Raw genomic sequence first — 12,356 nt, forward strand, 5'->3', positions numbered from 1 at the left:
CTATTCTATTAATTCTACTAGCGTTGCTAAGCCTAATCCGCCACCAATTCCTAGTGTAGCAAGGCCACGTTTAAGCTGATGACGTTTCATTTCCGTGTGAAGTCTCGTAATTAAAATGGCTCCTGATGCTCCGTATGGATGACCGATCGCTAAAGCACCACCATTTCGATTTACTTTCTCAAAGGGAATGTTTAGCTCTTGTAAACTCGCAATCACCTGTGAGGCGAATGCTTCATTGAACTCAATAATATCAAGATCATCAATAGATAGCTGCTGGCGCTTTAAGAGTTTCCTGACAGCAGGAACTGGTCCAATACCAAGATAATTTGGATCAACTCCTGAGCTGACAGCATCAACAAAGCGTAATATCGGTTGTAAGCCTAGTTCCTTACATTTATCTGATGACATAATTAAAACAATTGATGCCCCATCATTTAATGGACAAGCATTCCCAGCTGTTACCGTTCCATTTTCTTTAAAAACAGGAGGGAGGGCATGAAGTCTTTCCATTGTTAAATGTTTGCGAGGGCATTGATCAGTTGATTGTCCTTTGGTGGGTACAATTTCTTCGTTAAAATAACCAGAATCAATCGCATGGATAGCTTTTAAATGGCTGTCGTAAGCAAACTTATCTTGAGCTTCGCGCGAAATGTTGTACGCTTCAGCTACATTCTCTGCAGCTAATCCCATATCTGGGTCACCGATTTCATCTGGAGAAAAACGAGCCCTCATAAATAATTGCGGTCCTTGTGGGTCGTGAAGGGATGTGGGTTTCGCCAGTTTCCACGGTGCTAGGCTCGTACTTTCAACGCCACCAGCTAAATATATATCACCAGCGCCAGCCTGAACGAGGCGAGCTGCCATGTTGACAGCCTCTAATCCTGACCCGCATTGACGATCAACGGTAACTCCTGGAACCGAGAGGGGAAGACCTGCTGAGAGAGCACAGAAGCGTGCTAGATTTCCTCCAGGTCCGACTGCATTACCGAGGATCACTTCGTCAATTGATTTAGGATCTAGTTTGTGTTCCTTTATAATATGTTGAATAAGAGGAGCAGCTAAGTATTCAGGAGGAACGCTTTTAAACATTCCTCCAGATTTGCCTACTGCTGTTCGTTTCGCTGTTACGATGACGGCTTCCTTCATTTGATCATATCCTCCCTCGTTTGTGTCATTTTTGTTTCTACTAGCTTGATCACTTCTTTTCTAGCGATTTTATGGCTTGTCGTATAAGGGAAGTGGCTAAGTTCAATGAATTGTTTTGGACATTTGTAGGAAGCAAGGTGTTGTTTGCAATGTATTAGTAATTGCTCTTCAGCTAGGTGTTTTCCTTTGTGCCATTTTATAATGGCAACGAGTTTTTCACCCCAATATGTATCATCTAGACCAATGACGATGACATCATCAATCTCAGGTAGGGTAGATAAAACCTTTTCCACTTCCTCTGGATAAATATTTAATCCGCCGCTAATAATCATGTTTTTTTCACGACCGACAAGAGTAATGTAGCCTTGTTCATCAATAAAGGCGAGATCATCGACTGTTACCCAGTCTCCATGAAATACTTCGCTTGTTGCTTTTGGTTGATTGTGGTATCCGCTAAATAGAAGTTTGCTTTTTACAAATAACTTTCCTATTTCTCTTGTGCTTGCTTCGGTACCGTCTAGTCTTCGAATTGACACTTCAACACTAGGTACTGGTCGGCCAACAGATTCAGGGCTTTCGAGGTAGCCTTTTTCGTCTAAAACACTTACTAGACTTAATTCAGACGCTCCGTAAAATTCAAATACTTCTGCATGAGGAATAACTAATTTCGCTTTCTGTTTTAGGTTCGTTTGCCATTTAGCACCAGCTGAGATGACTTTTTTTAGTTGTCTTATAGGTATTCTCGTGTTCGAATATACGATATTCAGCGCTTGGAACATCGTAGGAACGAGGTATAAAATCGTAATGAGATTGGTTGTTAATGTTTGGTATACAGCATCTGCACGAAATTTCTTCGTAATGAAGACCGTTGCTCCAATGTGAAGTGCATGAAGTGCTGCATATAAAAAATGTGAATGGACAAGTGGACCAGGTGCAAAGATGACATCATTTTTTTTAATACGAAAAACTTGATTGCTTACCGAGAAACTATGAATCCATGAAGATTGGGTACGTGCATACCCTTTTGGTTTTCCCGTTGTTCCTGATGTATAGCCAATATAAAAAAGAGGGTCATCTAATCTATCTTGGACAGGAACATGTATAGTTTTTTTCTCGATTAAATCCTTAAACGAAAGACTGACAATTTCCGGAATGCTAGACTCACCAATGAAAAGGTCAGGGGAGCAGTCGATTAGTATATATTTGAGATCAGCCTCACTCCATTTTGGGTCAAGTGGAATGGCAATTGCCCCTAGTTGACTAATAGCTAAAAAGATTGATAAAAATTGATGATCGTTTTCTAGTAAGAAGGCAACTTTCTTATTTGAAGAGTAGCCAAGAATAGAGCCAATTTGTTGCTTCAAGAACTCAATGTTTTTATCTAATTCTTTGTACGAGTATTGTTCTCCATCACAGGAGATCGCGATTTTATTGGGGTGAGTTTTGGCGGCGTGTGTAATGGTTTCACCTATAAACATTTTCATGACTCCATTTCTCTTCGATTCTAGTAATGAAAAAGAATAAAAAGGAGTCAAAAAGGGACAGCCCTTTTATTCACTTTGTTAAGCAGTTTTATGTAATTCGTCAGTCGATTTTTTAATAAGAGGATAAACTTTCTTAATTTGCATTGCCGTAATTCCCGCTATGATCGCCTTTGTTACATCCCCTGGAAAATAAATAAGTGATTGAAACGCAGCAGTTGTCCAAGGAATCCCAGTAATAATTGAAAGATAACTAATGCCACAAACATAGACAAGAACGATACCGCCAATGATGTTAAATAGAATAAAACGGGCAATATTCATCTTAAGCCAATACTTTTCAACTAAATATCCGATGACAAATGCAGCAATTGGCCAGCTCAAAATATAGCCGCCACTTGGACCAAATAGTACACTAATGCCCCCTCGACCACCAGCAAGAAGTGGAATGCCAATTGCTACAAGAGCGACAAAGATTCCAAGACTGAGAGCACCGTTTCGTGCACCTAAAATCGCACCGGCAAGCATAACTCCTAACGTTTGAGCTGTAATAGGAACAGGGGAAATTGGAAGTGTAATCGGTGGTAGAATCCCTAAAGCGCCAACAACAGCGGCAAAAAGTGCAGCAAAAATCATGTTACGTAGTTTCATATTATTCCCTCTTTTTTGTAATTTTTTGAAGTGAGCTTTCTCGTAGTATAAAAGGAGGGATCCTGAATTGTCAACGTTATTTTATATTTGGTTAACGATGGGGATTTAATAAAATTGTTAATAGGATACCAAAATTATGGTAATTGTGTTACGTTTAGTTTATAGTATTTTTTATATAGAGACTCGGAAATTAAGTGACTGATTTTGGGTCTTATGGGGGATGAAAGCAGGTTTCTAGAGGAAAAAATGGAATTTTCAAAGCCATTTTCAAAAAAGTGCATATTCAAATAAACCACAAGTAGTGGATTTTTTAAAATATGTTCTTTAAGATGAGTTTATAGGGACAAAATAGATTTAATTGCTTGATTGAGGCTCAAAAAATTATTCTTTTTTGCTTCCTTGAACCACGCATCGGCATGGTGGCACATGCCGATGATATAACTTCGAATATTCCAATGTCTTGAACTACGCCCTCTTGAATCCTCTAAACGATAATCAATTTTTTGTCGTTTGATACAACGCTCGACCCCAGTACGTAAAGCATAACGCTTATACCATTCTTTACTATCACGTTTTACTCTAGGAAAGAGACGAGGGTTGTCCTTCGTCGACGTATAAAAAGTCCGTCCATAGGCAGATTCGGAACAAGGTGTTGGGCATTTCCACTTACCAACGACAGCTGGACATCGCCATTTACGACGATATCGTTTCTTATCGACTCCCCAATCGAGCATTTTTCGACCGATGGGGCAGATCGGAACGCCTTCTAAATTTATGTCCATTTCATTGTAGATGAACTGTTTCGAACGTCTTGGATTCAGATCAATGATGGCAGAAATATCATGGTGTTCTAACATTTCATAGATTGGATAAGCATCTAAAGCTGAGTCTAGAATGACTTCTCCAAATGTCCAATCGGGATACCAATATTTGAGTTCATGAAAAGTACTTACAAACAAGACGGAATCATGTTTACTAGCTCGATACATCCTTGGATAAATCGGTAAATCATAAGGACTATCTGAAGCAGCTACCATGAAAAGACTTCGGCCATAATAGTACTTTTCACGAGAACTATCCCAACCGTAATCAGCGTCAGGATCTGAAAATTTCCGTGGACATTGGCATTTCCAATTGCCTTTTTTGCGACAATCGCAAAGAAACTTACCATATGGACGTCCACCTGTGACAACGGGTGACCCATCAGCCATAATGCTTAACAATTTCGTGTTCCCTACTAATCCTTTTGACGCTGATGGATAGACGAATAGGGATTGAAAAAGGACTTGGAGTTGATCATGCGCCTTGGATGTATATCGAACTTCCTTGTTTTTTAAGCCGCGTTTCACTAGGTATTGAACAACTTGCGGGTTTTTCGGTTCAAGTTTCTGATTCTTTTTTCCTTTCTTTCTTGGTTTTTTTAGCTTTCGTTTCTTCCTATTCGATAAATGCGGAGTTGAAGCCAGCCAAAAGCGGTTGAAAAAGTCATAAAAGGTCCCCACTCCAGGAACATCATCTGGAGTAAAGCCACTAAGAGTAGCCCAAATGGGAGTTGTTTTTAAGGTGAACACCCATTGATCTACACTGGTAACCTTTTGATAATGCATAAGCATTAAACTACGAAGCATATCACAAGGATTACGAGGTTTTCTTCCTCTAGGATTAGAGGAGTAACGATTTTTCAGCAGAGTGCCAGTATCGGTTAGATCAACCAAAGAACACCAAACGATAGGTTTTAAGTAAAAATCCTTTAAAAATGTTTTGTCATTAAATTGTAGGACTAACTGTTCAACTACAAAGTTAAGATAAGTCTCATGTGTACGAATGTTAGTAAGCATCTTGTTCCCCCAGTTCAAGTGATGAAAAAACCATTCACTTAAATTGTTCAGGGAACAAATGTTTGTCAAGAGGAAAGTTTGTTCGCACTCCTGGTTTGGGGGTGAAGCACTAAAAAAGCCCTAGTCGAAAGACTAGAGCTGATACGGAAAACTAATTTCCGAGAAGCTATTTTATTATAAGGGAGGGGAAAAGATTTGTGATTTTAGAGATTAATGGAAAGCAATTAGATTTTCATCAACTTCTGGAGCATTCAGCTACAGCGAAATTCGTTCTTAAAGGTCATGAGATCATTTATGCAAATAAAGTTTGTCTCCAATTGTTAAAATTAAAGTATTCGCAAAGCTTATTAAACCAAGACTATTTTACTTTCCTCCATCGTAAATTTCATGCTTTATTTGAAAAGTCTTTGAAACAAGTTATAAAAGAAAAGAAGTCATTAGGACTGACTGAACTTCAAATGATTGATGCGAATGGGGAGATAATTGAAGTAGAGTCAAAAATGGCAGTCTTTTATTTTGGAGATGAAACGTTCGTACAAGTGATTATCCAAGATATAACAGAGCGAAAAGAAATACAAAAGCGTTTACTCCAATCTGAGAAATTAGCAGTTATGGGCGAATTAGCAACAGGAATTGTACATGAAATACGTAACCCTTTGACAATTATTAAAGGCTTTTCAGATTTATTGAATAATGAAACCTCAAAAAAGGGCAAAGATTACATAGCAATCATGACAAAGGAGTTAGAACGAGTAGAAGCATTAGCGAATGATTTGTTATTATTTGCAAAACCCCATGAACAGCAATTAAAGTCTACTAACCTAAGTAAGTTAATGAAGGATGTGATGATATTATTAGGTAATATAGCTACTAAAAGGAATATCGCTTTGCAGTTATATTGTGACAATGAATACATAGAAGTTAACTGTGATGAAGGCCATTTAAAACAGGCTTTTATCAATTTTATCAAAAATGCTCTTGAAGCAACTCCTGAAAAGGGAAAGGTAGATGTAACAATTAATAATGATGGTGATGGGGCTACAGTTACTATTTCTGATACAGGCTGCGGCATGTCTAACGAACAAATTAAAAAAATTGGAACTTCTTTTTATTCAACAAAAGAAAAGGGTACAGGTTTGGGACTGATGATTTCTTATAACATAATAAAAAATCACCATGGCAGTATCAGTGTAAAGAGTAAAGAAGGCAAAGGGACGACGTTTTCTATTAACATTCCTGAATTCAGTAAATCTAACAACGGTAGTTGAGCTGAGAAATAGATAGCGCTTTTTAGTAAGCTAATCGAAACGGGTCTTTGTTAGCTTTCGCATCTCATGGTAAGGTGAACTATACTCACTCAATCTAAAAACCCCCTTCGTTCTCAGTCCTCAATATGTATATATTGGGAAGGTAGAGAAAACATTTAAGGGGGTAGTACTATTATTAAAATGAAGTCAATTATTCATTATTCATGACGTCGTATTCATCTTCTAAATCAAAGCCAAAACCTTCATACAAATAATTCAATACATCGATCAGACTGTTCCAAGAAGTATCGCATGTGATGATTTTTTTGTTTCTATAGCAAACGACTCGAAAAGGTTCATCCTCGAATTCTTGGTATGTATAGATAAAGTAAATATGTTGATATTTTAATCCGAGTTCCTTCACTTTAATTTTCGAGATCGGTTTCTCAACCATGGCAATCAAGTACTCATCGTCATTTCTTCTAAACACTTGAATTCCATATAATTCCTCTACGACAGTTATGTTATATTCAATCCCTTGCCAAACCACATTTAAATTATCTTTATTTAACACAGCTTTCACTCCTAAAGTACTTACACTTTTTTCTTTCATTACCCGAAATATCAAAGTTTAAAACGTTAAACTAATAAAGTCTTTTTAAAAAGTTTATTAGTGCGTTTGAATGAAACAATATGCTTAAAAGCATCCGGTGTAAGAAAATCCCCAATGTTATTGTGGTTTTTTAACAAGTGACAATAAAACTAGCAAGATTTCACAATTCATATGAATAATACCTACCTATAATAAATGAAGTAAACTCACACAAAGTTCTAAAAGTTTAGTAGTATGATCTAAGGTATAAAAGTACGAGGATGAAGTGGGAGGAATTTCATGAGGGAAGTAAAGATTGCTTTATTGCACTTATTACCAATTGCTGGCGATATTACATATAATCAAAACCTTATAGAAAAAGCAGTTAAACAAGCAGCAGAAAAAGATGTGGATTGGATTATTACACCAGAATTAGCTACTAGTGGACTACAATTTACTCATATCGTTGGGACTGATTGGATTAATCAACAACCGGATAAATGGCTGACGGATTTTTTTCAAAAGGTTGAGTCGCTAAAAACAACCTTATTTATAGGTTGTGCGGAAAAGCAGGATAATAAGCTATATAATTCAGTTTTTGTTATTAATCAAAAAGGTGAATTGCTAGGAAAACAAAGTAAAATCGCAAGAGTAGATAATTGGTCTACATCAGGTGAGTTCTTAGAGCCGATAGATTTGGGAGATATAAAGGTTGGAGTGTTAATTTGTGCAGATGCTTACACAAAAAATATTGCAGATATTTTAGTAACAAAAGGGGCAGAAGTTCTAGTTGCTCCTGCGTCTTGGGGGCCAGGTTTACACGGACCGAATGGTGAGTGGGAACAAAGGTCTATTGATACTGAGTTACCTATATTTGTGTGCAATCGAACGGGGGAAGATAAAACTGTTTCGTTTTGGGACGCGGAAAGTTTGGTTATTAAGAATGGGGAACGACTACTTTCGTACAAATCTGATCAATCTGCTATTTTAATTTTTGACTGGGATTTAGATAACATGAACTTATTATCGTCTGACTATGAAGTGATTAAGATTGATTGACCTTTTATTTTATATTTCAGGTACGTCAGAGTATCAACAAGACAGCTGATAGAGTAAGATATGACAGCCGAATATACCGATAAGTCGACCTTTGTCATAACTCTAATCCATTTATCCCTCTTCTATTTACTAGAGTTGCTTGACCTAGGGATTAAGTAATAAGTAATGATTTTAGGATAGAAATCTAACCAGTATAAACGAACGAATATTCGTATTTTTTCACCTTGACGCCTCTGATCATGATAGAATAATAAGTGACATATATTCCATAATTATCCTGAAGTGCTACTATTTTATGAATTTCCTCGAACAAGCCTTGCCAGTTATCTATTTACTGTGTAGGGCTTGTTTTGTAAACAAGGAGGTGATAGTCGTGTTGGAGTGGCTGGAGCTTTTTCTAAAATTGTTAGTGCTTGCCGCCACAATTTTCTCTTCCATCACTCTCGGATTAAAAAATGTGAAAGAACTCAGAAAAAGTCCAAAAAGAAAAGACGCTTCCCTTAAGGAACCGTCTATACAAAATGAAAACCTTCTTACCAATTATTATAATACGAGTTTAGTCGAATGATGCATGAATAGTTAAAATGATACAAAATGTTTATATTTATAGTGGCGTACTAATGGTAAATGGAATATATGTCGCCATTATTCGAAAAGGGGGAATCACATTGAGTAAAGTAAGCTTAATCCCTTATACGGTTCAAACTGTCATGAAAGAAACAAAAATTATTCCACCAGGGATAGAGTTAATCGAGGCTCCTTCTGTTTGGGAGCAAGGTTATTCTGGTGAAGGAATTGTTATTGCTGTTCTGGACACAGGTTGTGATTCCGATCATTTTGAACTCAAAGACCAAATCATTGATGGTTACAATTTTTCAACAGATGATAATGGTGATCGAACCATTTTTGAAGACTATAACGGCCATGGAACTCATGTTTGTGGAACAATTTGTGCTGCTGAGAATGAGGCTGGTGTCATCGGTGTAGCACCAAAAGCAAAGCTTCTTGTCCTGAAAGTTTTGTCAGGACAAGGGTATGGAGATACAAAGTGGGTAACAGAAGGTGTCCGTCATGCTATAAATTGGCGAGGAGAAAAAGGTGAACGAGTACGCGTTATCTCTATGTCATTAGGAGGTAGAGAAGATAGCCCTGAATTGCATCAGGCCATTCAAGAAGCAATAAAGCAGAATATCCTTGTTGTATGTGCTGCAGGTAATGATGGGGATGGAAGTGATGAAACAGATGAGTATGCCTATCCGGGTGCATATCCAGAAGTAGTACAAGTCGGGTCGGTGAATTTACAAGAGGAGATCTCTAAATTTAGTAATACCAATTGTAAGATTGACTTAGTTGCCCCAGGTGAAGAGATCCTTTCTACCTATCTTAACAATGAATTTGCGGTATTATCAGGAACATCGATGGCAGCACCGCATATATCAGGAGCGGCCGCGCTTATTATTGAACAGAGTGAGAAAGAGTTTGATTGTCCGTTATCAGAACCGGAACTTTACGCTCAGCTTATTAAAAGAACGGTTTCATTAAATTATAGCCGACGCTTTCAAGGGAATGGTATTTTGAAGCTAGTATCTAGTTTAGTTACAGCGAAAGAAGATCATAAGATTACTTCCACGAAATAAAGAATAAGAATTAGAATAAGCTGCTGATTTCCCTTTGAAATCGCAGCTTTTTGTCTTAGTAGCACCAAAGTGGCGAGTGTTCGAGGCGTTATGGTAAGTAAGGCAAAAGTTACGGTGAGTAAAACTGCAGTTACGGCCCAAGGCTATAAATCTATGGGTTTATACCGCCAAAAGAAGAAATAGAAAACCGCTGAGAAGGCCAAAATTTATATTTCCAGATATTTATAATTCTGGTTCGGAATCTGAAACATATGAATTTTTTTGTATTTCAAGCTATAGTGGAGGAGTAGCTTTTTTACTCAAACTCTTTCTTATGCAAATACAAATACTCTGAGGAGCGTATGTTTTTATGAACCAGGAATTTCTTTATATTATTTTAATCATTGGTCTTGGATACCTATTAAAACGTTTCAATATTTTACAAGAAAAAGATGGGGAAGTTATCTCGAAAATTATTTTTAAAATTACCCTTCCTGCTTTAGTGATTGTTACATTTCATTCAGTGGATATCGATACCACTTTAATTTATTTACCATTTATCGTGTTCATTTTTGGTTTAATTACAGTGTTTCTCGGTTTGTTAGTTTTTAAAAATGAGGAAAGAGAACTAAAAGGCTCTTTTCTAATGCTCTCCGGATTTAATGTTGGATTATTTGCATTTCCTCTCGTTTATGCAATGTGGGGAATGGAGGGGTTAACGCATTTTAGTATGTTTGATGTTGGAACATCATTTATTGTCTTTGGACTCGCCTATATTTTCGGAAGTTACTTTTCAAAAGAAGGGCTACGTCTTAAGCCATTAGATATATTTAAGAAGCTTGGCAAGTCTATCCCTTTAATGACCTATATTATTGCGAGTGCATTAAATTTTAGTAATGTTCAATTGCCTGATACACTGATTCAAGTTGCGAGTACAATATCAGCAGCCAATATTCCTTTATCTTTATTACTATTAGGACTTTATTTGAATTTTAAAGTTGAAAAACAATTTATAAAACCTATATTGAAATATTTAACTTTTCGTTATAGCTTAGGTTTGCTTGTTGGTGTAGCTTTGTATTTCTCCCTTCCATACGATCAGATGTTTCGATATACAATAATGATTGGGCTGTTACTACCTGTTGCAGCATCTGCCTTAGTATTTGCGGTCGAATTTAAATATAGCACTACTCGTCTAGTTGCTACTATATCTAACATAACGATTGTCATTAGTATCATAATATTGTATGTTTTTGCTAATTTTATTATTTAGATGCAACTGTGTATTGGGTGAAGGGATTATGCTTGGTTAAAAGAAGCTATCCTGTGGGATTATTTAATGAAAAGAAAATGGCTGGGCTAGCAGGATTCGAACCTACGCATGACGGAGTCAAAGTCCGTTGCCTTACCGCTTGGCTATAGCCCAGCGAAGCGACATTTATATAATATGCTCATTCAGCAAGATTATACGACTTAAATGTAAAATTTATAGTATGTTGATTCAATCTTCTACTTATGAAAAGCTGCCTTAGTACGATAATCATGCATAACTACGACAATTATGAAAAAACTAATTAAGAATAACTTCAAAAGGGGGGATCGTATTGGCAACTGGAAAAAGCTTTAATCATAAGAGGAAAAGTCATCCCGGTGCATTTCCAAAAGGTAGTGAAATGAAGAAGCCGAAAAATAATATTGAAGAAGATGGGTACTTAGTTACAAAAGAGGCATTTAGAAATCGAGTAACTGAAGAGTAAAAAAGTGTCTGTCCCTGATCGAGTTGAAGGGACAGACACTTTACGTTATTTAGTGGTAACTATTTCGTCCATTTGCACTACTACTTGTTTTGTGCTTAGGTCTGCTTCCTTTTTTCTGTTTCGTACCGCCGCTTTTATTACTATTTTTCGTCATAATCAAACCTCCCATGGGTAATTCAAATGAAATTCATGTTGCCTTATTATCTTTAACATATTGGTGCTGGTCATGAGCAACAATTGTTGGAAGGGAGGTAATGGGTTCATTACTCATTCATTTAACAGCATCCCTCTAAACCGATTTCCATGATCTAAGACATAAATCATTCCGACATGTTCGTCGTATTATTGCTGAGTAAGAAGAGTTGGTAATCGCCGTTAAAAACTCTTGCATCTCTTAAATGTATCGTGCTGTATGGATGAATTTTTTGAGTAAGTGACAAAATTTTATGAACCTACGGAACGAACAAACATCACAGTTCCCTCTCAGAAGCATTAATTTCAGTCAAGCAAGTTTGATAAGGTGATGTTGGACTGGTTGGGTCTCCTAAGGTGTTAACGATTAAAATTCAAGCTGATGGTAGCTAGGTTTTTTTGTTTGTTACAGTCTAGTCAAAAAATGATTTTACAGACCTACTCAAAATTTGACATAATCCCATTAACAGGTTTTTATGTTGGAAGACAGCAAAGGAGGAAACATAATGGATCAAGAACTTCAACACCACGTATTAAGAATAGTTGATTTTAGCAATACAGAGCATAAAACAACTTTTGTGAAATTCTCTGGGTACGATCACTTTTTAGAAAAAGATTTTGAAGGAGAGGTTAAATTTGTTGGTGGCAGGCCATATGGGGATATCATTCATCCTGAAAGGTCTACTTTATCTCCTGAATGCATTCAATTTGTTCAAGAGCTACTGTTAGATAAGTACAACGCCGGGGAATTTCATTGATTATACATACATTAAAGGT

The 12,356-nt window shown here is 36.8% G+C and carries 12 protein-coding genes and 1 tRNA gene; 7 read left to right on the plus strand and 6 right to left on the minus strand.

The window, feature by feature from the left end; translation table 11 throughout:
- From AC1FXP_RS12190 to AC1FXP_RS12205, 4 genes are all read right to left on the minus strand, one after another.
- Positions 1-1,146 carry a thiolase family protein gene (locus AC1FXP_RS12190; protein ID WP_480061708.1) on the minus strand — a complete coding sequence of 382 codons (1,146 nt, stop codon included), beginning with the start codon at positions 1,144-1,146 and terminating at the stop codon, positions 1-3.
- Positions 1,143-2,630, minus strand: a complete 1,488-nt coding sequence (locus AC1FXP_RS12195) for an AMP-binding protein (RefSeq protein WP_480061710.1) — start codon at positions 2,628-2,630, stop codon at positions 1,143-1,145. The genes AC1FXP_RS12190 and AC1FXP_RS12195 overlap by 4 nt, the downstream gene beginning before the upstream one ends.
- A 78-nt stretch (positions 2,631-2,708) precedes the next feature.
- Entirely contained in the window at positions 2,709-3,278 is a 570-nt protein-coding gene (locus AC1FXP_RS12200) for a biotin transporter BioY (protein ID WP_480061712.1), read from the minus strand.
- A 335-nt stretch (positions 3,279-3,613) separates the two neighbouring features.
- A complete protein-coding gene (locus AC1FXP_RS12205; protein WP_480061714.1) occupies positions 3,614-5,116 on the minus strand; it encodes a transposase in 1,503 nt (500 codons plus the stop codon).
- 197 nt (positions 5,117-5,313) lie between these two features.
- On the opposite strand from AC1FXP_RS12205, the gene AC1FXP_RS12210 reads away from it, so the two are divergent.
- Positions 5,314-6,384, plus strand: coding sequence for an ATP-binding protein (locus AC1FXP_RS12210; RefSeq protein WP_480061716.1), 1,071 nt, complete (start codon positions 5,314-5,316; stop codon positions 6,382-6,384).
- Positions 6,385-6,574: 190 nt separating this feature from the next.
- On the opposite strand, the gene AC1FXP_RS12215 is transcribed toward AC1FXP_RS12210, so the two are convergent.
- Positions 6,575-6,937: a hypothetical protein gene (locus AC1FXP_RS12215; RefSeq protein WP_480061718.1), complete on the minus strand. Its 363-nt coding sequence runs from the start codon at positions 6,935-6,937 to the stop codon at positions 6,575-6,577.
- Between the two features lie 318 nt (positions 6,938-7,255).
- Here AC1FXP_RS12215 and AC1FXP_RS12220 point away from each other — a divergent pair, with 318 nt between their 5' ends.
- The 4 genes from AC1FXP_RS12220 to AC1FXP_RS12235 all read left to right on the plus strand — a co-directional run bounded on the left by AC1FXP_RS12220 (position 7,256) and on the right by AC1FXP_RS12235 (position 10,903).
- Entirely contained in the window at positions 7,256-8,014 is a 759-nt protein-coding gene (locus tag AC1FXP_RS12220) for a carbon-nitrogen hydrolase family protein (RefSeq protein ID WP_480061720.1), read from the plus strand.
- 373 nt (positions 8,015-8,387) lie between these two features.
- Positions 8,388-8,582: a hypothetical protein gene (locus AC1FXP_RS12225; RefSeq protein ID WP_480061722.1), complete on the plus strand. Its 195-nt coding sequence runs from the start codon at positions 8,388-8,390 to the stop codon at positions 8,580-8,582.
- A gap of 52 nt (positions 8,583-8,634) precedes the next feature.
- Positions 8,635-9,651: a S8 family peptidase gene (locus AC1FXP_RS12230; protein WP_480061724.1), complete on the plus strand. Its 1,017-nt coding sequence runs from the start codon at positions 8,635-8,637 to the stop codon at positions 9,649-9,651.
- 349 nt (positions 9,652-10,000) lie between these two features.
- Entirely contained in the window at positions 10,001-10,903 is a 903-nt protein-coding gene (locus AC1FXP_RS12235; RefSeq protein ID WP_480061726.1) for an AEC family transporter, read from the plus strand.
- 78 nt (positions 10,904-10,981) lie between these two features.
- Here the strand turns inward: AC1FXP_RS12235 and AC1FXP_RS12240 are convergent.
- Positions 10,982-11,056, minus strand: a tRNA-Gln gene (locus AC1FXP_RS12240).
- Between the two features lie 178 nt (positions 11,057-11,234).
- Here AC1FXP_RS12240 and AC1FXP_RS12245 point away from each other — a divergent pair.
- Positions 11,235-11,387, plus strand: coding sequence for a hypothetical protein (locus tag AC1FXP_RS12245; RefSeq protein WP_250094592.1), 153 nt, complete (start codon positions 11,235-11,237; stop codon positions 11,385-11,387).
- A 698-nt stretch (positions 11,388-12,085) separates the two neighbouring features.
- Positions 12,086-12,337: a hypothetical protein gene (locus AC1FXP_RS12250; protein WP_480061728.1), complete on the plus strand. Its 252-nt coding sequence runs from the start codon at positions 12,086-12,088 to the stop codon at positions 12,335-12,337.
- The last annotated feature ends 19 nt before the right edge of the window (positions 12,338-12,356 follow it).

Source organism: Halalkalibacter sp. HAAS-P013 (assembly GCF_056619925.1).